1 pseudogene is annotated in these 204 nt (G+C 66.2%); it reads right to left on the bottom strand.

Going from position 1 to position 204, the window contains the following annotated elements:
* Positions 1-204 (bottom strand): annotated as a pseudogene (locus ACZYOF_RS45090) (IS630 family transposase); the annotation flags it as partial.

The raw sequence follows: 204 nt of genomic DNA, 5'->3' as shown, positions 1-204 counted from the left end.
AGAGATTGACGGTGCCGTTGCGGCGATACTCGTAATCGTAGCGCTCGCGCTGTCCCGGTTGGGCCAGGACCGGCTGGCGCACCTCGCCGATCAGCTGGACGGGGGTCTCGTCGAAGCAGACCAGGGGCCGCTCGGGATCCGGCGCTTCAGCATAGAGATCGAGCACGTCCTCCATGCGGGCGACATATTCGCCGTCGACACGGG

It is taken from the genome of Bradyrhizobium sp. LeoA1Lang (genome assembly GCF_055413685.1).
Note: the sequence above shows the minus strand (reverse complement) of the source record. Positions and strands in the feature narration are given on the sequence as shown.